Genomic DNA, 23,890 nt, shown 5'->3' with positions numbered 1-23,890 from the left:
TGTTCGACGAGATTCATACTTGTTAGCTATCCATTTATTTCCACCCTATACAAATCATTATTATTTTTCTCTCGTTGTATGAAACCACCCTGCTTCCCTACAAGAGAAGGGGTTGGGGGTTAGTCTGTCTCAATACTTGTCGGGTTTTGGGGAAAAGAGGAAGGGGAAAGCTGATCACTTGAGCAAATCTAGTGGCTCACAAAAATTGTTTACGCCTTGTTTGAGGACATATATCAAAACTGGCGTTGCCAAAATCTTGGGAAATGTCGGCATTGCTTTTAGATGTTCCATCATCTTTTGAGGTGAAGTATTAAGCAAATCTTCCCGGTATTCTTGTTCGCAAATAACCACACGCCATTTTCTAGCCAAGGCATCTAGCCACTCAGAATTTGCTCTTTCTGGTTGTTGTCCTGCTCTAATAGCTAGCGTCATCGCCGCATCTTCTAAATCTCCATCACAGTCTTCAATCAAATCCAGCGCTTCCATATCGCTAGGATCGTCAGCCAATTGAGAGCGAAACTGTGCAATTTCTTGAGATGTTACTTTAGTCATGAGTCTTTGACAAGGCTAGCAATCGAACATTCAGTTATGCTACATCATTTCACAAAATTCCTGTTATACGTTTTCGCGGCACTTTCAAAATTCAAAATGTCTGTGAGAAGGTTCAGTTAAGAATTAAACTGTGCCATATTTAATTTTCATCTAGTAGTCTGCCAACCCAAAAATGCTGCGTGATGGCTGGGGAAAGGGTAAGGGGTAAGGGGTAAGGGATTTGAAACCTTTCCCCCTTCTCCTTTACCCTTTACCCCGCTAAGTTCACTTGGCGAACTATTAGAGAGCGCTCATGTTGCCCACCCCACAAAGACTGATATTTAATTAGGTTATGCAATTTAAATCACTTTTAGATGATCGGTGGGAATTTTAGGCGTGTAGAGGGCAGCCCTCTAAATATTGACAAATAGTACACTATGTGAGTTTTCTAAGAAGGTAAGACTAAAACTGCACTTAAGCGCTTATGTTATCTCCCCTATTTGATGCTTTTGTAGAGGCAAGCCCCGTCAGTGTAATGATGCGAGTCCTAATGGAAAACATTTTTAATTCCTCGCGAATGAATCAAATATTTGATACATCAAGCGTTCGCCAATACTCTCAAGAGCTACTGTTTTCGACTCAGGTGGATTTGATGAGTCTAGTAGTGTGTGGGATGTATCCCTCGGTTCATGCAGCCTATCAGAAGAAGGCAGTGGAGGTAAGTGTCAGCGCCACAGCGTTATACAACAAACTGCAACGGATTGAACTGCCTGTAAGTCGGGCATTAGTGCATGAGACAGCATCTGACCTCCAGCAGTTGCTGTTGATGTTGAATGTGGAACGCCCCAGTCCTCTAGGAAAACAATATCGGTTGCGGATTGTAGATGGCAGTTGTTTAGCCGGAACCGAACGCAGACTAGCAGCGCTGCGCCCCCATGCAGCCAAACCATTACCAAGGAATTACAATCGCCATTCTCGACCCAGGGACAAAACTGGTGGTTGATGTAATTCCTTGTGAAGACGGTCATTCCCAAGAACGCTCCAAGTTTCATCAGGTTTTGGCACAAGTGCAACCCCAACAGGTATGGATTGCAGACCGTAACTTTTGTACCGCAGGATTTCTCCATACTATTGCCAAACTTGGAGCGTTTTTTGTGATTCGTCAACACGGGGGTTTAGGATACCAGCCTTTTGGTGAGTTACAACCTGTTGGGTTGTGCCAAACAGGAACTGTGTTTGAACAACAGGTGGAAATTGTCCATGAGGGAGGGACTTTTCGGTGTCGCCGTATCGTAGTCAAGTTGACTCGTCCCACCCGTGACCAAGAGTGGGAAATTGCCATTTTTACCAACTTACCACCCACTGACGCAGACGGCATTCTGGTGGCACAACTCTATCAAGGACGGTGGAGTGTGGAAACTTTATTCCAAACTGTGACCCAAAACTTTCATGGAGAAATTGAAACCTTAGCTTATCCTAAAGCTGCCTTATTCTCCTACTGCATGGCACTGTCAGCCTACAACCTTTTAGCGACACTTAAAGCAGTTCTTGGCAGTGTACATGGGGTAGACAAAATCGATATTGGGCTATCCGATTTTTACCTAGTAGATGATATCCATTCCATCTATCGGGGCATGATGATTGCTATTCCTCCGGTTCATTGGCAATTCTTTGAGGAGTTTACCGACATTCAGATGGTAGACGTTCTCCAGCATCTAGCAACCAAAGTACATCTCAAATCTTTTCGCAAACACCCCAGAAGTCCCAAAAAGAAACGACCACCACTCTCTGTTGATGGCAAACATTCCCACTGTTCCACTACTCGAAAGCTCAAGCAATACAAAGCATCTCTTGATGCTATCCCGTGAAGCAATTTCATAAAATATGTTATTTGTCAATATTGAGAGGGCTGGCGTGTAGAGGGTTAAAATTCCGGTCTTTTTTAATTAAAAAGCCTCATCTTTCAATGAGGCTTTCACAATTGTTAATTAAGAGATGAAGTCAGCAGTACTAGCGTAGCGCTCTGAGGGTAACAGACCGTTGTAACTGAGCTAAAGCGCGGTTATAATCCAAAATTGCTGTGACTCGATTACCTTCAGCCCTTGTGAGGTCGTTTTCAGAGTTAATAACATCAGTTTGAGTTCCTACACCAGCTTGGAATCGCAAACGCGCTAAACGTAGAGCTTCTCTAGCTTGTTCTAAAGCGGTGTTAGAGGTTTGAACATTCTCCAAACTAGATTGCTGGGTAGAATAGGCTTGTTCTACCTGGAAGCGAATTTGGTTGCGCTGTTCAGCAAATTGAGTTTCTGCGATCGCAATATTAACACTAGACTGAGCTGCCCTTGCTCTTGCCGCTCCCCCATCATACAAATTGATGGTGGCTCTAACTCCCAATGAATAACCATCGGTAACGCTGACACTATCATTGAACTGGTCTAGTAGGTTGTAACTACCTACCAAACTAACTTGAGGCCCCAGTTCTGCAAGAGCCTGTCTACGCTGTTGTTCGCTGATATTGCGTTGTGCCAACTGCTGTTGCAATTCTGGACGATTTTGATAAGCCAGCACAATACTTTGTTCTAGTGTTGGGTTCCAAAGACCAGCTAATTGTACAGGGTCGGCGGCACTAATATTTATTCCCTGGGGCAAACTTATCCGAGTTGCTAATTGACGACGGGAAATTGCCTGCTGGGATCTAGCATTAGTCAAATCTTGTTGGGCATTTGCTAAATTCACCTGCGATCGCAACACATCGAACCGCGTACCAACCCCAGCTCGCTCTAAAGCTTCCGCATCACGCAAACTAGCTTCGGAGTTTTGCACAGCCGACTGAGCAATACGTACTTGTTCATCCGCCTGTTGCAGATTGTAGTAGTCAGTGGCAACATTTAAACGGATTGTCTCAGACTGAGTTTCTACAGCCAATTCATTGAAACGTACCTGTTCTTCAGCCGCTCTGATGCTAGCTTGCACTCTTCCAGAAGTGTAGATGTTATATGACAGCTGTGCTTGACCGGAAAAAGATGTACTAGCTTCATCTGGCGATGAGATACCCGTCTGTTGTTCTTGGAGTTTCGACGAGAGCTGACTACTGGCAGACTGACTACGAGTAATATCAGCACTAATTCCCAGAGTTGGCAATAAAGCAGCTTGTGCCTCACGTAGAGCCGCTCGATTGCGTTCTAGCTCCAAAATAGACACCTGTAAATCGTGATTGTTACGCCGTGCTAGCTCCAGAGCTTGTGCCAAAGTAATCGGCTGATTTCCCTGAAGTCTCACTTCCTCCGGTTTGGTAGGAAACTGCAAGGGATTTGAGCTAGGAATCAAGTTCTCGGGAACTTGCACCGGACCTGATGGCACAGGAGTTATAGTTCTCGGCACAGTGGAAGGTTGTACTGGCTCTGATGGTGCAGGAGTTACGGTTCCTGGTACAGTGGGAACTTGTGTCGAATTTGCCGGAATCGAGGTATTATTCTGAGCAATGCGGCCAATAGCATTTTGTTGTAAACAGGTGTTTGAAGCCAGTAGCAAAGCCGCTGAGGAATCAGTCTTGCTTTTCCCTGACTCCTGTGGACATCTTGTTGCTGACAACAGTTTTGCTGATTCTCCACCTGTATCTGAAGTTTGTAAAAATGTTTGCAACTCAGTAACAGCATTTTTCTTTTTAACCACTGGCTGCTGTGCAGAAGACAGTGGGAAAATTTTTCTTTGGACAGAAGAGGGTTTTGAAGTGTAGTTGGGAACTACTATGCTCTCTGATTTCTGCCCAGAAATGCTTGAGTTACTCTGTTTTTGGTTATTTTGAGCAGAACGGCTAACATCTAGCTGTTGCGAAGGATTAGAGGTAGGTGTCAAACTGACAAATCTACCTTCATCTTGCTTAAGTACTTGTTTTATTGGCACAACAGTATTTCCAGCCGTAAATACTGGAATACTGTTATTACTTAAAGGCTTCATACTAAGTTTAGTAAAACCAAAACCAGGTAGTAGGGTTGGAACACTAACATTTGCACCATGCGGCAATTGCGTATTCATCATATCTACGACCGAGCTTTGACCATAAGTAGAAGTCAAAACACTAGGAGAAGAAGCCAGCTGTACCCCAGTTAGTTTTACAGTACCAGCCCAAGCAGGCTGAGTTGTTAAAACCGCTGCCGTGACACCAGGCAAGAAGCTATAGAATAATTGCTGTCCTTTCACCGCATCCCTCACACGAAAATCAATCTAGCGGCAGAAAACCTTTCTTCACCACAGAATATAGCACGATACTAAACTTAGGAAAGAATATACTACGATACTAAATTTAGGGTTCGGAACTCTGTTTGTCTTCAAAACGTCTAACAATGCGAGAAAGTTCCGCCTTTTCATCGATACTAACGCGAGTAGGAGCACCGCTGATAATCCGTTCGTAGTTTCTGAAAGAATCTTTAATATCGGGCCCGTCAGCAGTGATATTATACTCACGAATGCCCTTATCATGCCAAGATCCGCGCATTTTAAATACGTTAATTGCCCGTGACATCTCTCCACGAATTTCTACGTACTGTAACATTAGAATTGTATCGGTAATCGTAGAGATATGAGAGTCAGTAATCGAATGCGCTCCTAAAAATTGGTCAGTTGTGTTGGTAAAGAAACCAGTAATTTCTTCTTGTTTAGCATAACCCGTCACACCAATTACAAACTGCCTAAATGCGTTATTGCTAACTCCTCTAGCTAATGCTGATAGGGAATCAATGGCAATCCGAGCTGGTTTAAAGACAGCAATTTCTGATTTAATAATTTGTAAATGGTCTTCTAAACCAGTTGATTCAGGATAGGTACAAATTATTTTTAGTAAACCTTGCTCCTCTAATTCTTCAAAATCAATTCCCCAAGAAGAAGCATTACGAGATAGTTGGGCACGTGATTCTTCGTAAGCAAATAATATTGCCTGTTCTCCATTCAGGCAGCCATCTTGAATAAACTTACTTACTAACAAGGTTTTACCTGTACCTGTGGCTCCTGTTGCCAAAATAATAGAATCTTTAAAGAAACCACCACCGCACATTTCATCTAAGGTTTGAACACCAGAAGATACCCTGATATTAGATGAACGCTGAGTTAAACGCATTGCTCCTAGTGGGAAAATGTTAACTCCTTCATTAGTAATTGTGAAGGGATACTCACCTTTCATGTGAGTTGTGCCGCGCAATTTGAGAATTTCAACTGTGCGACGGCGGCGTTCTCCTTCTAAGACGTTGCGAACAATTACTACATTATCAGAAACAAATTCTTCCACTCCAAAAGAAGCAACGGGGCCATATTCTTCACTGCGTTCAGTGGTAATTACAGTGGTGACACTTAGTATTTTGAGACGTGCTACTAAGCGAAAAATCTCGCGTCGTACTACTCCCATCGCTTCATACTGCTGAAATACAGCTGTCATTGAGTCAATTGAAACTCGTTTAGCTTTGTATTTGCGAATGGCGTATTGCAAGCGTTCAATGAGTGCAGAAAGGTCAAAATTTCCCACGATATCTTGACCTTCTGGATCAGGAGAAGCATCAAGAATAAATAACTTGCCTTCTTCGATTAGACGCGGTAAATTCCAACCAAAAACATGGGCGTTTTTAATAATATCGCTGGGTGATTCTTCAAAAGTAACAAATACACCTGCTTCATCGAAGTAGGTGATACCGTTATACAGAAACTGAAGAGACAATAAAGTTTTACCTGTACCTGAAGTACCACTGACTAAGGTAGTTCTACCAATTGGTAAACCACCATGACTAATATCGTCAAACCCTTCAATCATCGTGCGAATTTTTTCTACACCCCCATTTTTTGGTGTCTTGTTTGGTTCTAATTGCTCGTTTTGACTCATTGCTTGATAATAAAAGGGTATTAAAAACTGTTGTTTTATTAGTAAAATTTGTACTCAATTTTTCCAGACTAATTATAAACTAAATGTTAAGCAAGTAGGGTGTGTTAGGTCACAATCTGACAAAGAAATAGCAAAAATAAATATTTTACTGGAATGCTCTACGATAAAGGGTAGTAAAGCTCTCTTGACTAGAGCAATATAATGGCTACCCTACATAGTTAAAATTTACTTTATAAACGCTATATTATATCATTAATTATTTTACTCTTCAAAATCTGCTTCACTCAGTTCTTCATAAAGCAAATCTAATCCAATCAATACTCTTTCTCGATCTGAAAGATCGCCAATAATTTTGCGAACGGGAGGAGGCAAAATTTTGGATAATGTTGGCGTTGCCAATATTTTATCTTCTTCTGCCAGTTGTGGGCTTTTTAATACATCAATCACTTTTAAAGCATAAACACCTTCAAACTCCTGTTCTAAAATATTTTTGAGTGTTTTCAATGCCCGAACTGAATTAGGGGTGTTCCCGGCTACGTAAAGCTTGAGAACGTAGGTTTTTTTGGCTTTAATCATATATTTACAGGCTAGTTACGATCGAAGAAATACAAGATGTGTTCGCACGTTGGTAATAACTAACAGTGTTAGCTTGTTCCCAGTTAAATATTAATAAATAAACTTATTTTATTTAGGAATCGAACTCCTATAGACTTCACACAAGTGAGCTAATATATCTATCAACGTTAGGCGGTAATCAAGTAAAGTTTCATTGCTTCTTCCTTCTAATTTTAGCTGGATAGAAAATTCTTCAATTACCTCCATGTGAATTTCGATTATTTGGGGCACAGGAATATTAGCATAAAATATAGTATTAATGAATTTATCAATTTTTTCTTTGAGTGTTTTATCTGTGGTAAAATAATTTATGAGTATTAGACTGTAATCTAATTTAAGCTGTCTCAATAATCCTTGCTTTTCGGCTGGATTCATCTCTTGAAAATGCTGTTGGCTTTTTTGCATCTGGCTGGCAAATACATAGACGTACTTGCTAGTGTATGCCTTACTTGGATTTTGTTGCGACCAATTTAGTAAGTAGTTGATTTTTTCAGAGGTAGTTGCAGTAACAGGTAAATTGCAAAGTTGGGCGAGAATCGCGTCAATAGATTTCCATACCCAAGCAATCCAATCTTTTTGCTTGGCTAAGTAAACTAGATTATTTAAACATTTGTTAATATCAGGTCGCAGAATCAATATCGGTAATAACATTTACTCTTTAATCTATATCCTTGATCGCCTTGACCAAGAAACGTGGGCTGATAAGTTTGGCTAACGCTTCTAGGGGAATACCTCTTGATGTGCAGTAAACTGGAGACTTTACCCCAAAATAACGCTCTGTGTTCACAGATACTGCAAGAAGGCAGTTCTTGCTGGAGGTGGGAAGTAAGAAAGCTTATGCACTAAACTTAAACTTTTTAGTTTTTTTCAACTGGATATTTATTTATGCCTGATTGTGCTGGCACCTCAAAAGCTTAATTCAGCAACTGAGTGTTAAGACTTAGTAAATCTTTGATGATGAGGCATTTGTCGCCATAAAGAGACACACTACCTAATTTATTGTTTGCGTATCTGTATCTATGTATATAAATAGATATATTTTTTAATTTTTCTCCTTGATAAGATACTTAAACGAACTTAAAGGATTGTCGCATTCTAAATCATTATAATTCCTCAAGGTTCTAAAGCGAATCTTTGGGGCCATAATTGTTGTAGCCGTCACTATTGATCGGGAGTTTAAATACCAGTAAGACGCTGGAGAGGCTAGTTGCTATAAATCAGAAACGTCGCCTCTTGGAAAAATGCACTCGTCCACAAGCAAGTGTCCATGAAGGGAAATCCCGTTGTTTTATTTAATGGCGTTGAAATAACCAGAGTTGCTTATATGAGTCTTCTTAGAGGATATGACTTCAGGCGAAAAGACCATCAACAGTTGGCAGATGGAGATGCCGGAGGTTCCCACAGGAAGAATGACCCCCAAAGCCCTATGTTAATGCTAGATTACCCGCTTTCTGACTTTCAGGCAACCGTAGCTAGCTGCCTCCAAACATCTTCTTTGGCAGTGGTGCTGGAGATTTTTGAGCAAGAGCAGTGCGATCGCTTGGTAGTAGTGAATCAGCAGCAATGCCCCGTTGGATTGCTGTATTCTGCCCGTTTAATCCAAAAATTATTAGCACATAGTGACAATAAAAATCTAAATTTACATCAACCACTCTCTACATGGGGTCAAGGTTTAATTGAGCCAATACAGACAATATCAGCTTCTGAGCGTGTAGAGCAATTAACCTTGCACTTAGGTTATCCACAAGCCGAAAAACACCAGAACTTAGATTGGGCGCTAATTGACTCTGATGGTCGATATTTGGGTCTGCTGGATAGTTCTCGCCTGTTGCGATCGCTGGCTAAGGAACGCATGGCTGGTTTACAAAGCTCAGGTATCCAGAGGTCGCGCCATGAGCATGATGCTGATCTACAGCCCCCAAGTAAAGCCAAATCATTAGGACACCAGCCACTGGTACAGTTGCTGGAAAGATTGCCTTGGCCTTTAATGTTGCAAACATCTACTGGCGAAGTGTTAGCCCGAAATCCCGCCTGGTGGCAGCAATTAGGAGCCTTAAAAGATCCAGAAGGAGTAAGGCAACAAGTGGAAGCAATACTTGTCCCCAAACCCTCCGAAAAATCTGAATATGTCACCCAACGAGCAATCAAGGTTCATCCCAATGGCAGGGAGAATGAATATGGTGGTGAAGAGGAACTGACTCAGCAAGAAGCATCACCAGATGCTGTATACAGTCGCTGCTATTTGGATAGTCAAGTGGGTACTTGTACCTGTGTTGTAGAAGTGCAAAATGGTCAGGAACGAATCTGGCAGTTTGCCAAAATTCCTTTAGATAGTCCTGAGTTTAAAGTTATGAGTGCTGAGTCAGAGGTTGTACTCAGCAATGATTTGTGGTTAGTTTTAGCTACTGATGTTACTGAACAGCAGCAGCTTTGCAAAGAGTTAGCTGCAAAAAATGCCGATTTAATTCAACTAAATCGGTTGAAGGATGAGTTTTTAGCTTGTATTAGTCATGAACTCAAAACTCCCCTAACTGCCGTTTTAGGATTATCGCGCTTGCTGGTGGATCAGCAGTTAGGAGAACTTAATGAGCGTCAAGCTCGTTATGCAGGACTAATCCATCAAAGTGGCCGCCACCTGATGAGTGTGGTTAATGACATTTTAGATTTGACCCGAATGGAAACGGGACAAATGGATTTGACGCTGACACCAGTGAAAATTAGTGCTGTGTGCGATCGCGCCCTATCGGAAGCCAAAGCCATCCACACTCAAACTACTAAAACAACATCCCAAACTCAAGAAAATGCCCGTTCATCTGCTCCCCAATTCTGCCTTTCCATTGAACTAGGTTTAGATGAAATGGTGGCAGATGAGTTGCGCTTGCGCCAGATGCTAGTACACCTACTTTCCAACGCCTTTAAATTCACTGAAATATCCGGCGAAATTGGACTGCGGGTGAGTCGTTGGGAAGGATGGATTGCCTTTACAATTTGGGATACAGGTATTGGCATTCCAGAACACCAGCAACACCTAATTTTTCAAAAATTCCAACAACTAGAAAATCCCCTTACCCGCCAATTTGAAGGCACTGGTTTGGGGCTAGTATTAACTCGGGCCTTAGCTCGGCTCCACGGAGGAGATGTCAGCTTCTTGTCTCGTGAAGGCAAAGGTAGCCAGTTTACACTACTTCTGCCGCCCAGTCCCCCGAAAACAGGCTTTTCGGAGCCAGAGATGGTAATCAGAGCAGACGAGAAGACACGACACCAACAGACACGGGAAAACACCGCAGCCACTCGTCAGCAGCTCAGTACGCCTACACAGCATCATCCTGCGAGTTCCCAACGGTTGGTCTTAGTAGTCGAGGCAGTAGCCCGGTATATTGAAGACTTGACCGAAAAACTCAAATCTTTAGGATATCGGGTAGTAATTGCGCGATCGGGGACAGAAGCAGTTGAAAAAGCTCGGCGCTTGCAACCAATAGCAATATTTTTGAATCCGTTGCTACCCCTCCTATCAGGCTGGGATGTGTTGACTTTACTAAAATCTGACACCGCAACCCGTCATATATCTGTAATAGTTACCGCAACGGGGGCCGAAAAGGACAAAGCATTTGCTAACCGAGCCGATGGTTTCTTAAGTTTGCCAGTGGAGCATCAGGTATTGGCACCAGTTCTCGAAAAATTATGTGCTGCACAAGTAGCTTTGCAGGTAGGGTTAGAAAATAGCGCCGTTATCCCACCTAAAACCCCACTGCGAATTCTCAGGTTGGTGAATCCCCAGTTGGAATCGGTTAATCCTCACCCCTCACTTCGAGAACATCGGGTGATTGAAGTAGATGATTTAGATCAGGCAGAGCTTTTGGCGCGGGTATGGCAATTTGATGTCATTTTGCTAGATGTCGAAACTACCACCGCCCAAATTTATCTGCAACAACTAATCCAGCACCCACGTTTGGCGGCTCTACCATTGGTTACTTGCGATGTTGCAACTACCTTAGTAGCTTCTAAAATACCAGGGTTATCTGTATTTCCTTACTTAACACCATTTACCAAAGACAACAGCAGTCGCATCGAAAAAACAGATGCCTTACTATCAGTACTGCAAATAGCTTCTGGTATTTGCTGCCCTCCTAACATCTTGGTTGTGGATTTGACAATGCTGCGTGATTTTCCACAGGTAAGACGTAAGCCAGCTAAGGGCTATCGGACAGCAAAAAATTGCTCAATTAGTAGTGAAACTGCTGAAAGGGGATCTGAGTGGTTCCAAGCTTTAATTCAGTATTTACAAACAGCAGGCTTCAAAGCGGCAATGAGTCCCTGTTGGGCAGAAGTATTACAACAAATTCGCCACCAAAGCGTTGATTTATTGCTAATTTGTTTAGGAGAATCCCCTATTCACAAAGATGTGCTAAGAGCTTTGAAAACATTAGGAGATTCACCTGATAAATTACCACCAGTTTTGGTACTAAATCAGCGATTAAATCGCCCAGACACCAATTTTCCGGTTGGGGTAGCTTATAAGGAAATTGACAAGCAGAAAAAGAATGGTTTGGAATCGATAGAAACTGTTGTTGGTGCGATCGCTACCCAAATATTACCGCGATCGATATCAATGGAAGACCTCTTAAACCAGATCAATCAAGCCTTAGCTGTCAATGGTTACAATGGCAAATGTTAATTGGGTCATTGGTCATTAGTCATTAGTCATTGCTTATTCGCAAAGGACAAAGGACAAATGACTAATGACAATTTAGGATATGTCTATTTTTTCATTTTTCTTTTTCTTAAAAGGAACCCGAACTAGGTTATAAGCACCTTTGGTAGATAAACTTTTGTAATCATCGGGCTGTAATTCCATTTGTAAAAACTTTTTCTGTTCAGCCAACAGCAACAGTGAGGGAGGTTGTAATCCCTTAGCAGCCTGGTTTTTAATATGCTCTATAGCCTCTTGAGGAAGTCCTAAATAATTTACATGAATGTGGCTGTAAAATACCACACTGGGCTTTTTGAAGCCAAGCATGATCAATTCTTCATTTGGTTGTTTTGCTTCTAGAATGACCGCAGATAATTCCCTTAAGGGTAATTGACGTTCTCGATCAATAAAAAACGAAGCAGGCGTTAAGACAAAAATTATAAACGCCACCAGCCCTAATAAATTAATTCCAATAATGTAGTTCCATTGGCGACTCAGTAAAAAACCAGCAACTAAAATTGCACAAATCAACCACATTACGCCAGCTATTACTGGTAAACCAGATTTTTGAATTAGTTCGTGAAAGTTACTGATAGCTGGATCAGTACCTAATATATGGGTTATGTTAAACAGTGCTGTTGCTAGAACTGATAAAAACATTACATTCAACCAACCACTCACTCGCAGAAAAGTAGGGGAAAGGGGAGGAGTGGGGGAGGAAGAAACAGGAGATGTTTGTCTGTCTTCTGTATCCTGGAAAAAGTCGCTCCATAAAAGCGTCACTAGGATCGCTGCTGCTGGCATTAAAGGCAAGACATAACTAGGCAGTTTGGTGACAGCAATGCAGAAAAAGCCAAAGATGCTAGCAAACCAAATCCAGGCGAATAAACCAAACTGCTGAAAACGTTCAAGGGATCGCCAGTGCGATCGCTGCCAAAACTTTAGTCTTATTATAGAAACTGGTAAATACACTGAGTATGGCGCAAAACCCAGCAGCACTACTATAAAGTAAAAATACCAAGGTGCTGAGTGACCATTAACTACTTCTGTAAAGCGTTCCAGGTTGTGATAACCAAAAAAGGCATTAATATAATTCCAGCCATTGCGCCAAATTACTAAAGCATACCAGGGCACTGACAAACCGAGAATTATCAATATACCCACGAAGAGGCGCATTTCCTGCAATACCTCTCTAAACCTTCCCACGTAAAGCAAAAAGGCGGCAACAATTATCCCTGGCAAGACAATTCCCACTGGGCCTTTAGTCAAAATTGCGCCAGCAATTAGCACATAACAAGCCAAGTACCACTTATTAGGTAATAGGGCATGAGGCATTGGGGATTGGGCATTGGTTATTAATTCTGCTCCCCCTACTTCCCCTACTTCCCTGCTCCCCTGCTCCCTGCTCTCTGCTCCCTGCCCCCTACTCCCTTCCTTCCCTGCGTACCCTAAAAAGAAACATAATAAAGCTGATGCGATACATCCGGTGAGCAGCATATCAGAGACACCGGTTCTCGCCCAAATAATAGTTTCGGGATTGAGTGCCATGAGCGCGGCGGCGATAAAAGATGTTAAGTAGCGGCGAGTAGGACGTGAAACTTGCTCTAATTCATCTTGTTTAGCCAGATACCACTGTACGGTGTAAAAAGCTAAACAAATTAAGCCAAATGCTGCGATCGCAGAAGGAAGGCGTACTGCCCACTCATTTACTCCAAGAATGTAATATGCGATCGCCTGACACCAGTAAATTAAAGCAGGTTTATCGAAACGAGTTTCACCATTGAAAAATGGGGTTATCCAATCACCTGTGACAAACATCTGGCGAGAAGCCTCGGCAAACAGTGGCTCTGTCTCATCAATCAAGCCAATATTGCCCAAATTCCACCCAAAAGCTATCCAGCCAACCACCATTAACCACAAACCCGACACAGTGACACTGAGACCTGGATTCTTTGCTATTTTGTTGAACCACTGATCAACAGTGTGCTTAACACTCAATTTCATGCTCATTAGTCAATAGTCAACAATCACTACTCAATAGTCGTTGATTATCTATCTTTTGTTCTTCCAAGGCTCAAATTAAAATTTTTTTTATTTAATACTTAACCTTAACACTCTACACGTCTTCGGCTTGGAACAATATCCAGTTGCTCGAAGCTACCCAAGATTTGACCAAATTATCACCGCCAAGCAAGCTCCTAAGTTCTATTTCAGAATTTATTAATTGACAAATTAGACAATAAATGCACTACTGAAAGCAGAATAAAAATAAGCGTAGCCCAGGTTGAGCTACGCTTACTCTAGTCGGCAGTGACTTGAAAGACGGATAATTTACGTCATTAGGATTACGCATCAAGTACAAAACCCCGCTCTCGAGAGCAGGGGTTATCTTAACTAGTAACTTCTCAAACATCCTCTAAGCGATCGCTCACCTATAACTTGTATATTTGACTTTTTAAATCTGGCAAACTCATAATTTTTACTTTTACATATCAGAGGATTTCAGAAATTGCAAATTCATCATTGATTGCAGCAATTTCTGTTGAAATCTTTGGTTCATCCACCATTAATTCCAGTTGTTCTCCCTGATTTGTGACATCAGCAAATTTATCTTTTGTATATTCACTTTCTCTGATTTGTCTAGCAATGCTTTCTAGTAGCCAAAGTTGTTCTTCTACAGACAAGGCACGGATTGAGCGCTCAATTTCTAGTAAATTCAGTGATATCATTTTGCTTCTGATTCCAAGCGGGGCGTATTTTTCAAAGATATTCTTATATGTCAGTCTATCTGGTTAACCTATAGCATCGCAAATTCTCCATCATTTTTCCCAAGCTTATCTTTTCACAAATCAAATGAGATTGCTATAAATAACTAGAAGCCAATTTTATGACTTTTTAATTAGGTATTACTGCTGAAGCAAAATGTACGCTAAACTGACTACATGAATTACGAAACAGCTCGGAAACTCCTCATAGATCAGACAATCACAACCGAGGAAAACCCAGATGCGCTGTTAACGCGTATGAAACAGGGGAAACCGCCGGTACCCGGTCAGATCACTTCAATTTTGTTGGCATTGAAAGTGGTGTTTGAAGCCCTTAAAGATGCAAAGACCCTAGACCGAGAACTGGCTTTAGCCCTTTATCAGTTAAGCATTAAAGCACAACAGCTATTTGCCGCAGGGCGTAAAGCTGGCATAGATTGGCCACCACTACTAAAGGAAGATTTGCTACGAATTTCCTTAGCATCTGAAAGTATCTTTTCAGGTATATGGCAAACCCTAGCTCCCATCAGCCTTGGGAAACTATAGAACACTATTTCAGTAACCTTCAAGTGGCAAATCAGGGGCAAAGGAAGATGAGGGAGTGAGGAAGAATAATTAATGCCCCATACCCAATGCCCAATGCCCATTACCGAATTTGCAGTTCACCTTCTAACTTGTCTAAGTCAGTTTTGAGCAAAACCGTCATTTGCCCGGTAAAAGCCTTGCCACTCTTGGGTTGAGCAATTTCCACCCAATATACATAGCGATCGCCTACTCGTAATTCTCCCTTTAAAGCTTCCCGAATGGGAGTTTTGGCTAGACGCGCTGAGTTAACTACCTTCTGGTTGGGATACTGGTAAACTACCTGGGCGCGATCGTAGTCTTGATAAATCTCCAAGCCATAAATCACCCGCAAGGATTCCTGGAGACGCGCAAATGTCATGCCGTTAATGGCATCATACATGGAAATGCGCTCACTACGAATCGTTCCACGGTCTTTAGAAAATTGCACCCTACCAGGGGGCAATACGGACGCTTGAAAAGTGAATCGTTGAGCAGCAGTATCAGTTTTTTGCACAAACAATAACTCCCCACTCCGAGGGCGGAGTGTAGGATGTGCTTTAATCCAAGTGCCTACTTCCTCTGTACTTTGCCCTGGTAAAGCATTGGCTTGGGAATCAAAAAGCGTTCCCACCCACAGCCAAGGTACTAGAGAAAAAGGCAAAATCAAACAGTTAAGCAAAGATTTTTTGAGCATTTTTCTATTCACGACTTTCATGGAAATTTCCCCATTAGGGAGTAACCATAGTCTTCCCGTTTTTCAGCAAGATTATTTCAAGTATCAATTCAGGATAAGCCGAATGGATATACGTAATTTTATTGAAACTACGCCGCCATTTGTTGAAACTAGGTTTGCGGATGAAGCCAAACAACTTGTGCTAATAGATATTACGGAAGAGAGGAAGAAGCTTTTGGATTTAGGTACGCGGAAGCTGCGACAGTTCTGCAAGGAACGCCAGATTCAAGGCTATTCTACCGTCTACAACCGTAAAAAACTCGATGGACTCGTTGACTTTCTGATCGCACAACAAGTGACTTCTGCTCAAGTAGTCGAGTTTGTGGAAATGCTTGCTTAGAATTTGATGAAAAGCCCCGGTTAGGACTGGGATTTAGAAAGTTGTCGTCAACAATAGACCTCCAGTTCAGCCCCAATAGTCAAATTATCACCACTGCCACTGCATCTTGAAAAAGGGCTATAGTAAAATGCCTGATTGTGCCATTCGTATATACAGCCTATTTTTATTAGAGAATTACTGCATCATTTCTATCAAAATATTTTGAGCGCTACGTTCTGGCTCATTTTTATTAGGGTAACGTTGGATGTAAGAGCCATCTGGCTGCAACTCCCAAGCTTGGCGATTATCTGCTAGCATTATTTTGAGAATTTTTTGTAAATTCTGCACAATATCATCATCTTCAACTGGTACAACTACTTCAACTCGGTGATCTAGGTTGCGGGTCATCCAATCGGCACTGCCGATATATACTTCATTTTGTCCGTTATTATGAAAGTTAAATATCCGAGAGTGTTCTAAAAAACGACCAATAATGCTGATAACACGGATATTTTCGCTAACTTTTGGAACTCCAGGACGCAAACAACAAATACCCCGCACAATTAGGTCAATTTGTACTCCAGCAAGAGATGCTTTGTATAAAGTAGCAATAATTTGGGGGTCAACCAAAGCATTCATCTTAGCAATAATATAACCTTGATTACCGTTTTTGCAGTGTTCGATTTCTCGCTGGATCAGGGCAGTAATGCGATCGCGCATATTAATAGGTGATACCAACAACTTGCGGTAAGAATCTTTACAGGAATAACCAGTCAAATAATTAAATAAATCAGTTAAATCTGCCCCTAAGTCTTCTCGACAACTAATTAGTCCTAAATCTGTATATAAATTTGCTGTTTTGGAATTATAATTTCCAGTCCCAATATGGAAATAACGACGAATATTTTCTCCCTCTTGACGCACCACTAGCAAAGTTTTGCTATGAGTCTTTAGTCCCACCAATCCGTATACTACATGAACACCAGACTTTTCTAATTTATTAGCCCAAGTGATGTTATTTTCTTCATCAAAGCGAGCTTTTAATTCTAAAATAACAGCAACTTGTTTGCCATTTTCAGCAGCAGTAATCAAAGAACTGACAATTTCCGAATCTCCCGAAGTCCGATAAAGTGTCATTTTAATTGCCAACACATCAGGATCGTGAGCAGCTTGAGCAATAAATTCTTCTACAGAAGCGCCGAAGGATTCATAGGGATGATGTACTAGCAAATCCTTTTGCTGAATCACCGAGAAAATACTTTTTTCCTCATCATTGAAGTTGGCAATTTGACTTTGTTGATGAAGATGACGCAGACGAGACGGAATTACTGATGCCCAAGGAGGATCTTTCAATTCAGGTAAAGGTAGCGCCGTAAACGACATTAAATCTTTTAAATTCAGCAAACCTTCTATCTCATAAATATCACTCTCAATCAGTTTCATTTCTGTCATCAACATCTGTCGTAATGATTGAGGCATTGATGGTTGAATTTCTAATCGCACCACCGAGCCAATGAATTGGCGCTTATATAACTCTTGTTGAATTGCTAATAGTAAGTCATCGGCTTCTTCTGCTAATTCTAAATCTGTATTGCGGGTTAATCGAAATAGGTGATATTCCTCAACGACCATTCCGAGAAATAAAGCTTCTAAATTGTGAGCAATTACTTGCTCTATCGGCATACCTGTCCAGTTATTTAATTTCCCATTATCTATTTGCAATTCTTGAGGTAAGGGAATAAATCGAGGCAGAATAGTGGGAATTTTGACTCTAGCAAATTTTTTTTCTCCGGTGTTTGGGGCTTTTACTACTACTGCTAAATTTAAACTGAGATTCGCCATTCGTGGAAAGGGATGGCTAGGATCGACGGCTAAAGGAGTGAGAACTGGAAAAATTCTTTGTTGAAATAGTTTTTGAAAGTAACTACGCTGTTCGGGATTAATGTCAACATAATTAAGTAGATGAATGCCTTGCGCTGTCATTTCTGGTCGAAGCGTCTGCTCAAAATAATGATGCTGTTGAGTCACCATTGGATGCAGATATTGATAAATTGCTTCTAATTGTTGTTCTGGGGTGCGACCATCGGGAGTTCGCTGAATTAACTGTGCTTTAACTTGTTCTTTGAGAAGTGCAACACGAACCATAAAAAATTCATCAAGATTAGCACTAAAGATGGCAATAAACTTGAGTTTTTCTAGTAATGGAGTCCGAACATCTAATGCCTCATGTAAAACTCGGCGGTTAAATTCTAACCAGCTTAATTCTCGACTAAAGTAGTACTCCGAGTCATGCACATTAATAGTTTTATTAATATCTTTGACTTTAGGCATATTTTGATTTACTAAAAGAATGGTATGACAATTATCAAAAACTCTCAAAACCTATATTTAACCAAATCTACCACTGACGTAATCTTTTGTATCTTTCTGCTTAGGGTTATTGAAAATAGCTTGTGTTGAGTCATATTCTACTAAGTAGCCAGTGCGATCGCCTGTTTCTGTAGCGCTAACATTGAAAAAAGCTGTTTTATCAGATACTCGTGCCGCTTGTTGCATGTTGTGAGTAACAATGACGATGGTATATTGCTCTTTGAGTTCGTGAATCAGTTCTTCAACCCGCAAAGTGGATAGGGGATCGAGGGCGGAACAAGGTTCATCCATAAGTATAACTTCTGGTTGCCCAGCGATCGCTCGCGCAATACACAACCGTTGTTGTTGACCACCAGATAAGGCTAAACCATTTTGTTGCAGTTTGTCTTTGACTTCATCCCACAAAGCCGAACGGCGTAGACTCCGTTCTACCAATTCATCCATGTTATCTTTGTAGCCGCAAACTCTGGCTCCAAAAGCAACATTGTCATAAATAGATTTGGGAAATGGGTTTGCTTTTTGAAACACCATCCCAATCCGACGACGCACCTCTATAGCATCAACTTCCGGTGCATACAAATTTTGATCGTAAAAATAAACTTTACCTTCGGCTCGAAATGACTCAATCAGGTCGTTGAGACGGTTATAGCATCGCAGTAATGTACTTTTACCACAACCAGAAGGGCCGATAAAAGCTGTAACCTGATTTTTGGGAATATTTAGCCAAATATTCCGCAATGCTAGAAACTTCCCGTAATAAACGTTGAGGTTTTCTGTGCGTAAAACGGTGTCAGTATCATTTACTGTGCTAGTGTTATTAACTGTCAAATTGTTTAGCATTGATTTTATTGGCCGCTCTATATTGACTAAGTAAAGCTTTGCGTAAAATTGTGGCGAATTGAGGGTTGAAATTTAAACGCTCTAAGGGCGCAAAGGTACGCAGAGAATTCGCGCTTATATTAATGAAATATTGTACTAAGTGCCTGGTAAATTACGCAGATGTTCTGGTAGATGGTAGCGATCGCCCAATACTTGCAGTGAGGGGCCATGAATATCAAATTTGACAATACTGACTGAAGCCACAAGGGTATTAATGCGATCGCGGTAACGCCCTAAATCGATACCTAACAGACTACAAAGTACAATTCGGAGCGTTGCTTTGTGGGAAACTACCAAAACATTACCAGTTGAATAATTTTCCTCAATCTCTGCGATCAGTATGGAAGCTCGGCTAGCAACCTGTACAGCCGTTTCTCCCCCTGTGGGTGCGTTCCAAGCAGGTTCAGTTAACCAGCGAAGATAATCATCCTGGTAGTTTTGTTTAACAAACTCTACCGTTTGATCTTCCCACTTCCCATAGCTAATTTCTCTAAGTCCGTCCCGGAGTTGCATTTCTATGCCTAGACTATCACATAATGGCTTTGCCGTAGCAAGAGTGCGCTTCATCGGGCTGACAAAAACAGCTGTCCAAGGTAGAGAGCGATAAGCAGCCGCAAATGCTTCTGCCATCTCTACATCTACTGGAGTTAATTCGGGATCTAACTCGCCGCAATATCCCCCTGTCTGGCTATAAATTGTTTCTCCATGACGGAGAAAATACAAATTCAAGCTTATACCTAGTAAGGCCATTTCCAGTTGACGATTTCTGGCTGATCAATACCGTGCTTGTGAGCATAATTCCGGTTGTTAATAATTTCGTTCTTCATCCGCTCTCTAACATAGACAGCAGCAGAACCCAGTTTTGGAACCCGGTCAATCACATCAATCACCAGATTGAACCGATCAACTTGGTTGTTGATAGCTAACTCAAGTGGTGTGTTAATGCTGCCCTTTTCCTTGTACCCGCGCACATGAATATTTTCATGGTTAGTGCGACGGTAAGCAAGTTTGTGAATCAGCCAAGGATAGCCGTGGAAGTTGAAAATTACAGGCTTATCTGTGGTGAAAAGACTATCAAAATCCCAGTCGGATAATCCATGTGGATGTTCTGTATCTGGTTGCAACTTGTACAGATCAACAACATTAATAAACCGCACCTTAAGATCGGGGAACTCATCTCTTAAGATGGCAGTTGCAGCTAAAGCTTCCATAGTCACAACATCTCCGCAAGATGCCATGACGACATCGGGAAGATCGGGTTCTTGCCCATGATGGTCATTGCTTGCCCAGTCCCAAATGCCGATGCCTTTAGTGCAATGTGCGATCGCTTCTTCTATGCTGAGAAACTGGAGGTGTTTTTGCTTATCTGCAACGATGACGTTGACGTAGTTGGTGCTACGTAGGCAATGATCGGCTACAGAAAGTAGACAGTTAGCATCGGGAGGTAGATAAATCCGGGTAACTTCAGCACTCTTATTAGTAACCAAATCTATGAAGCCGGGATCTTGGTGGCTAAAACCGTTGTTGTCTTGTCGCCAAACAGTAGAGGATAGTAAGATATTCTCTGAAGAAACAGGCGATCGCCAAGCAACTTCATTTTTGCTAATTTCTAGCCATTTGGCGTGTTGGTTAAACATAGAGTCAACAACGTGAGCAAAGGCTTCATAGCTGTGGAACAAACCATGCCGTCCAGATAAAAGATAGCCTTCCAGCCAGCCGAACAGGGTGTGTTCACTGAGCATTTCCATCACTCGCCCGTCGGTAGATAGCTCACTACCATCTGCATCTTCAGGGAGCATATCTGCCAACCAGACTTTCTCACTGACTTCGTAGATCGCACTGAGTCGATTGGAGGCGGTTTCATCTGGCCCGAATACGCGGAAATTATTCATGTTATTACCCATGATATCTCGCAGGAAGTTCCCTAGAGGCTTAGTGTTTTCCACCTCAACTGTGCCGGGTTTGACTACCTCAACTGCATTGTTGCGGAAGTCGGGCATACGCAATTCTTTACGCAGAATTCCACCGTTAGCAACGGGATTGGCACTGATGCGGCGAGAACCAATGGGAGCCAGCTTTTTGAGTTCGGGAATTAAACTACCATACTCATCAAATAATTCTTCTGGCTTGTAACTTTTCATCCAGTGTTCTAGAATCTTCATGTGTGCAGGATTACTAGTTACATCTGTAATTGGTACTTGGTGCGATCGCCAAAATCCCTCTAATTTATGACCGTCTATTTCTGCCGGCGCAGTCCATCCTTTAGGGGTGCGAAGGACAATCATCGGCCAACGAGGACGCTTGGCAACACCCGAAGTCCTGGCTTCGGTTTGGATTTTCTTGATTTCCAAAATAACTGTTTCCAGAGTTGCAGCCATCAGTTGATGCACTAGCGCTGGATCATGCCCTTCCACAAAGTAAGGTGTGTAGCCGTAGCCCTTGAATAAGTCCTCTAGTTCCTCATGGCTGATGCGGGCTAGGATAGTTGGGTTAGCAATTTTGTAGCCATTCAAATGCAAGATTGGTAAAACAGCACCATCCCGAATGGGGTTGATAAATTTATTGGAATGCCAAGCCGTTGCTAGAGGCCCAGTTTCTGCTTCACCGTCACCAACAACTGCCGTCACAATCAAATCGGGGTTATCAAAAGCAGCCCCGTAAGCGTGGGAGAGGCTGTAGCCTAACTCACCGCCTTCGTGAATCGAGCCAGGGGTTTCCGGTGTGCAGTGGCTACCAATTCCACCAGGAAAGGAGAACTGCTGGAAAAACTTCAGCATACCTTCCTCGTCCTGGCTCTTATCAGGATAAACCTCAGAATAGGTTCCTTCTAAGTATGTCGGCCCAAGGATGCCCGGAGCGCCATGACCGGGGCCTGCGATGTAAATCACGTCCAGATCATATTTTTTGATTAAACGGTTGAGATGGACGTAAATAAAGCTCAAACCGGGACTTGTACCCCAGTGTCCTAACAGGCGATTCTTGATGTGTTCGGGCTTGAGGGGTTCTTTTAGTAGTGGATTGTCCTGCAAATAGATCATACCTAGAGCAAGATAGTTACAAGCACGCCAGTAAGCATTGATTAGACGCAGTTCTTCCGTATTAAGTGTGACAGATTTACCGTTTTCGATATCTGAAACCTTTGTTTTAGAAGGAGAAATAGTCATATATTCTGAATCCTACTAATCTATTTTTAGTTAAAGAATCGCTGAACACACGATGTCTGATGACAAGCTGCTCCACGTCTACACAGTTTTAAAACCCGATGTTTCAAGACTAGATATGAATATCAAAGAAGTGATGTAGTACAGTGCATCTACCATTGGATACTACATTGAGCAATCTCAAAATGGTTAAGCGGATATCAATCTATAACTACGGTTTTACTTGCGGTTCACTTATACAACCAGCTACTTCCAATACAGGTTGCATAAGGTTAGTAATTAACAAACTCTGAAATAATTGAGTCAAAAAATCGATCTTTCCCTATTATAAAAATCTCGATTCTTAGCTAATCCAATTGTATTGCCTGCACTTCACTATTCACTACTATGCTTGTTTCAAAGTCCCTTATATCCTGATTAAAAGGGTGGAATGTGCATTATATACAGTATGACTAATTATATTATGATATATCTTCTAACTTAAACATCCAACTAAAGGTAGATAAAATACACTTTAAAAGTTAAATAAATTGCGCTGTAAAATTAGTGTTATATCTAAAAAATAGATGGGTATAAATATTTTGGTTTAAATTATAAGGAATAGCACAAACTTAGTCAATCGTTAATTACTGATTAACCTATCTATGATTTTTTATATCAAACTTTTACCAAAATGCTTCCTGATATTTTGCCAGGTCAGCCTTTTCCAATTGGCGCTACAGTTACCCCTAATGGTGTCAATTTCTCGATATTCTCTAAAAGCTGCACTGGACTCGCTACCGCTACGCTATCAGTCGGGGATTCAGACCCACGACTTTCTTGTTGACCACTAAATTTTCAATTTAATGTGGGTCTTAAACCCGATTATTCATCCGCCAGTCGCACAGAATTCAGAATGAATTCTGACTCCTGACTCCTGAATTCTGTTCGATAAAAGCCCCAACAGATTGCAGCACAAGCTTTGAAAGCATAAATAATTGATGGATAAATTTCCTGTAGAGATGGCGATTTATCGCCGTCTCTCTAACCGTCAAGATGAATTTGGTAACGATTTATATCGTAATGAATCAATTCACTCAAGAAATCAAGCCATAGCCCCTCAGAGTAGTTAACGAGGAGAGTTATCTGAAATCTTGTCCAACAACATTGCCTGATTGACTAACTTCCTCCAAAAAGAGCGCAATTAATCGATGAGTATCAGCAATGAACTTGTCAGTATGTCAAGCAGGTAGGAAATTCCAGTTCAACCGCTTTAATTGTAGCTACTCTCAACTTATCGGAAGGAACATCTAATGAAACGCATCTGAGAGGGTGACAAGGCAACTCTAAGCTAGATGGGACAAAACTTTGAGAAGATGGTGGAGACAAAAAATAGGGAGCATTTTTGTGGCTCCCCC

Annotated in this window: 19 protein-coding genes; 6 read left to right on the top strand and 13 right to left on the bottom strand. The window is 41.6% G+C overall.

Annotated elements, in window-relative coordinates:
- Positions 1–174 precede the first annotated feature (174 nt).
- Positions 175–552, bottom strand: coding sequence for a hypothetical protein (locus tag V7K69_RS15135; RefSeq protein WP_335035685.1), 378 nt, complete (start codon positions 550–552; stop codon positions 175–177).
- A 556-nt stretch (positions 553–1,108) separates the two neighbouring features.
- On the opposite strand from V7K69_RS15135, the gene V7K69_RS15130 reads away from it, so the two are divergent.
- Positions 1,109–1,534 carry a hypothetical protein gene (locus V7K69_RS15130; protein ID WP_335035683.1) on the top strand — a complete coding sequence of 142 codons (426 nt, stop codon included), beginning with the start codon at positions 1,109–1,111 and terminating at the stop codon, positions 1,532–1,534.
- Positions 1,467–2,399, top strand: coding sequence for a transposase (locus V7K69_RS15125; protein WP_335035681.1), 933 nt, complete (start codon positions 1,467–1,469; stop codon positions 2,397–2,399). Before V7K69_RS15130 ends, V7K69_RS15125 begins: the two co-directional genes overlap by 68 nt.
- A 142-nt stretch (positions 2,400–2,541) precedes the next feature.
- Here V7K69_RS15125 and V7K69_RS15120 read toward each other — a convergent pair whose 3' ends face one another.
- The 4 genes from V7K69_RS15120 to V7K69_RS15105 all read right to left on the bottom strand — a co-directional run bounded on the left by V7K69_RS15120 (position 2,542) and on the right by V7K69_RS15105 (position 7,663).
- Positions 2,542–4,731 (bottom strand): TolC family protein, encoded by a 2,190-nt coding sequence (locus tag V7K69_RS15120; protein WP_335035679.1) that lies wholly within the window; start codon positions 4,729–4,731, stop codon positions 2,542–2,544.
- Positions 4,732–4,834: 103 nt separating this feature from the next.
- Complete coding sequence (gene kaiC, locus V7K69_RS15115) at positions 4,835–6,397, bottom strand: circadian clock protein KaiC (RefSeq protein ID WP_335035677.1); 1,563 nt, start codon at positions 6,395–6,397, stop codon at positions 4,835–4,837.
- 261 nt (positions 6,398–6,658) lie between these two features.
- Positions 6,659–6,973, bottom strand: a complete 315-nt coding sequence (gene kaiB / locus V7K69_RS15110) for a circadian clock protein KaiB (RefSeq protein ID WP_114082480.1) — start codon at positions 6,971–6,973, stop codon at positions 6,659–6,661.
- 108 nt (positions 6,974–7,081) lie between these two features.
- Complete coding sequence (locus V7K69_RS15105) at positions 7,082–7,663, bottom strand: KaiA family protein (protein ID WP_335035674.1); 582 nt, start codon at positions 7,661–7,663, stop codon at positions 7,082–7,084.
- 775 nt (positions 7,664–8,438) lie between these two features.
- Between V7K69_RS15105 and V7K69_RS15100 the strand changes: the two genes are divergently transcribed.
- Entirely contained in the window at positions 8,439–11,687 is a 3,249-nt protein-coding gene (locus tag V7K69_RS15100) for an ATP-binding protein (protein ID WP_335035692.1), read from the top strand.
- Between the two features lie 72 nt (positions 11,688–11,759).
- Here the strand turns inward: V7K69_RS15100 and V7K69_RS15095 are convergent, their stop codons facing one another.
- Both V7K69_RS15095 and V7K69_RS15090 read right to left on the bottom strand, forming a co-directional pair.
- Positions 11,760–13,712 (bottom strand): ArnT family glycosyltransferase, encoded by a 1,953-nt coding sequence (locus V7K69_RS15095; RefSeq protein ID WP_335035672.1) that lies wholly within the window; start codon positions 13,710–13,712, stop codon positions 11,760–11,762.
- A 482-nt stretch (positions 13,713–14,194) separates the two neighbouring features.
- Positions 14,195–14,431: a hypothetical protein gene (locus V7K69_RS15090; protein WP_335035670.1), complete on the bottom strand. Its 237-nt coding sequence runs from the start codon at positions 14,429–14,431 to the stop codon at positions 14,195–14,197.
- Between the two features lie 213 nt (positions 14,432–14,644).
- Between V7K69_RS15090 and V7K69_RS15085 the strand changes: the two genes are divergently transcribed.
- Positions 14,645–15,013, top strand: coding sequence for a hypothetical protein (locus V7K69_RS15085; protein WP_012409416.1), 369 nt, complete (start codon positions 14,645–14,647; stop codon positions 15,011–15,013).
- Between the two features lie 100 nt (positions 15,014–15,113).
- Here V7K69_RS15085 and V7K69_RS15080 read toward each other — a convergent pair whose 3' ends face one another.
- Entirely contained in the window at positions 15,114–15,725 is a 612-nt protein-coding gene (locus tag V7K69_RS15080) for a hypothetical protein (protein WP_335035690.1), read from the bottom strand.
- Positions 15,726–15,828: 103 nt separating this feature from the next.
- Here V7K69_RS15080 and V7K69_RS15075 point away from each other — a divergent pair, with 103 nt between their 5' ends.
- The gene (locus V7K69_RS15075; protein WP_335035668.1) at positions 15,829–16,104 is read left to right on the top strand and encodes a hypothetical protein; all 276 of its coding nucleotides are present in this window, start codon (positions 15,829–15,831) and stop codon (positions 16,102–16,104) included.
- A gap of 174 nt (positions 16,105–16,278) precedes the next feature.
- Here V7K69_RS15075 and ppk1 read toward each other — a convergent pair whose 3' ends face one another.
- From ppk1 to V7K69_RS15055, 4 genes are all read right to left on the bottom strand, one after another.
- Positions 16,279–18,414, bottom strand: a complete 2,136-nt coding sequence (gene ppk1, locus V7K69_RS15070; RefSeq protein ID WP_335035666.1) for a polyphosphate kinase 1 — start codon at positions 18,412–18,414, stop codon at positions 16,279–16,281.
- 57 nt (positions 18,415–18,471) lie between these two features.
- Entirely contained in the window at positions 18,472–19,293 is an 822-nt protein-coding gene (gene pstB, locus V7K69_RS15065) for a phosphate ABC transporter ATP-binding protein PstB (protein ID WP_335035663.1), read from the bottom strand.
- A gap of 135 nt (positions 19,294–19,428) precedes the next feature.
- Positions 19,429–20,067, bottom strand: coding sequence for a histidine phosphatase family protein (locus V7K69_RS15060; protein ID WP_335035687.1), 639 nt, complete (start codon positions 20,065–20,067; stop codon positions 19,429–19,431).
- A gap of 2 nt (positions 20,068–20,069) precedes the next feature.
- The gene (locus tag V7K69_RS15055) at positions 20,070–22,496 is read right to left on the bottom strand and encodes a phosphoketolase family protein (RefSeq protein ID WP_335035661.1); all 2,427 of its coding nucleotides are present in this window, start codon (positions 22,494–22,496) and stop codon (positions 20,070–20,072) included.
- A gap of 977 nt (positions 22,497–23,473) precedes the next feature.
- Between V7K69_RS15055 and V7K69_RS15050 the strand changes: the two genes are divergently transcribed.
- Entirely contained in the window at positions 23,474–23,605 is a 132-nt protein-coding gene (locus tag V7K69_RS15050; protein WP_335035659.1) for a hypothetical protein, read from the top strand.
- Between the two features lie 100 nt (positions 23,606–23,705).
- Here the strand turns inward: V7K69_RS15050 and V7K69_RS15045 are convergent.
- Positions 23,706–23,890: hypothetical protein (locus V7K69_RS15045; protein ID WP_335035657.1), on the bottom strand; the 185-nt coding region annotated here is incomplete at its 5' end.

Source organism: Nostoc sp. (assembly GCF_036917775.1).
GTDB lineage: Bacteria > Cyanobacteriota > Cyanobacteriia > Cyanobacteriales > Nostocaceae > Nostoc.
Note: the sequence above shows the minus strand (reverse complement) of the source record. Positions and strands in the feature narration are given on the sequence as shown.

Coding starts and splice junctions, on each gene's coding strand:
- V7K69_RS15135 (WP_335035685.1), bottom strand. CDS start 552: ATGACTAAAGTAACATCTCAAGAAATTGCACAGTTTCGCTCTCAATTG.
- V7K69_RS15130 (WP_335035683.1), top strand. CDS start 1,109: ATGAATCAAATATTTGATACATCAAGCGTTCGCCAATACTCTCAAGAG.
- V7K69_RS15125 (WP_335035681.1), top strand. CDS start 1,467: ATGCAGCCAAACCATTACCAAGGAATTACAATCGCCATTCTCGACCCA.
- kaiC (WP_335035677.1), bottom strand. CDS start 6,397: ATGAGTCAAAACGAGCAATTAGAACCAAACAAGACACCAAAAAATGGG.
- kaiB (WP_114082480.1), bottom strand. CDS start 6,973: ATGATTAAAGCCAAAAAAACCTACGTTCTCAAGCTTTACGTAGCCGGG.
- V7K69_RS15105 (WP_335035674.1), bottom strand. CDS start 7,663: ATGTTATTACCGATATTGATTCTGCGACCTGATATTAACAAATGTTTA.
- V7K69_RS15100 (WP_335035692.1), top strand. CDS start 8,439: ATGTTAATGCTAGATTACCCGCTTTCTGACTTTCAGGCAACCGTAGCT.
- V7K69_RS15095 (WP_335035672.1), bottom strand. CDS start 13,712: ATGAGCATGAAATTGAGTGTTAAGCACACTGTTGATCAGTGGTTCAAC.
- V7K69_RS15090 (WP_335035670.1), bottom strand. CDS start 14,431: ATGATATCACTGAATTTACTAGAAATTGAGCGCTCAATCCGTGCCTTG.
- V7K69_RS15085 (WP_012409416.1), top strand. CDS start 14,645: ATGAATTACGAAACAGCTCGGAAACTCCTCATAGATCAGACAATCACA.
- V7K69_RS15080 (WP_335035690.1), bottom strand. CDS start 15,725: ATGCTCAAAAAATCTTTGCTTAACTGTTTGATTTTGCCTTTTTCTCTA.
- V7K69_RS15075 (WP_335035668.1), top strand. CDS start 15,829: ATGGATATACGTAATTTTATTGAAACTACGCCGCCATTTGTTGAAACT.
- ppk1 (WP_335035666.1), bottom strand. CDS start 18,414: ATGCCTAAAGTCAAAGATATTAATAAAACTATTAATGTGCATGACTCG.
- pstB (WP_335035663.1), bottom strand. CDS start 19,293: ATGCTAAACAATTTGACAGTTAATAACACTAGCACAGTAAATGATACT.
- V7K69_RS15055 (WP_335035661.1), bottom strand. CDS start 22,496: ATGACTATTTCTCCTTCTAAAACAAAGGTTTCAGATATCGAAAACGGT.
- V7K69_RS15050 (WP_335035659.1), top strand. CDS start 23,474: ATGGATAAATTTCCTGTAGAGATGGCGATTTATCGCCGTCTCTCTAAC.